General features: G+C 60.1%; 1 protein-coding gene. It reads left to right on the forward strand.

The features are described from left to right. Nucleotides 1-158: 158 nt before the first annotated feature. Entirely contained in the window at nt 159-629 is a 471-nt protein-coding gene (tnpA, locus tag ACTQ1E_RS08830) for an IS200/IS605 family transposase (RefSeq protein ID WP_441555110.1), read from the forward strand. The last annotated feature ends 140 nt before the right edge of the window (nt 630-769 follow it).

Below are 769 nucleotides of genomic sequence, written 5' to 3' on the forward strand. Positions count from 1 at the left end.
TTTAAAGGCTTTAGCCTGTGCGGGGCGCACAGCGCGCCGCATCAGAAACCACCCGCTATGCGGGTGGGGCCAAACGGCTTTACAAAGCCGCCCCCTCGCCGGACACTTGCGATTGTTCAGGCCGCAAGGAATCCGAGTCGAGAGGGCGGTGGTGGCGTATGGCCCAGAAGGCCTACAGCCTGTCGCACACGAAGTGGATGTGCAAGTACCACGTCGTGTTCACGCCGAAGTATAGGCGCAAAGTCATCTACAACCAAATAAGGTCCGACCTTGGGGAGATCTTCAGGAAGCTCTGCCAGTACAAGGGGATAGAGATCATCGAGGGGCACCTGATGCCCGACCACGTCCACATGCTGCTGGCGATACCGCCGAAGTACAGCGTGTCGAGCGTGATGGGCTACCTGAAGGGGAAGAGCTCGCTGATGATATTCGACAGGCACGCGAACATGAAGTACAAGTTCGGCAACAGGAGGTTCTGGGCCGAGGGCTACTACGTGTCCACCGTCGGCCTGAACGAGGCCACGATCGCGAAGTACATCCGGGAGCAGGAGAAGGCCGACATCGCGCTCGACCGGCTGAGCGTCAAGGAGTACGAGGACCCCTTCGGCAGGGGGCCGGGGCGTAAATAGCGCCGGTTTGACCGGCCCGCCACGGGTCAATCTGCAGTGCGGCCCGAACCCCGTGAGGGCCGGCGCCTTTAGACGCGTGCCGGAAATCCAAGGGTTATACCCTAAGAGCAAACCACCCCTTTTAGGGGTGGTTTTGATTT

The organism is Collinsella sp. LCP21S3_C7 (genome assembly GCF_052118485.1).
Classification (GTDB): Bacteria; Actinomycetota; Coriobacteriia; order Coriobacteriales; family Coriobacteriaceae; genus Collinsella.

What these genes read in the sequence shown, in the direction of transcription:
- tnpA (WP_441555110.1), top strand. Translation starts at nt 159, where the DNA reads ATGGCCCAGAAGGCCTACAGCCTGTCGCACACGAAGTGGATGTGCAAG.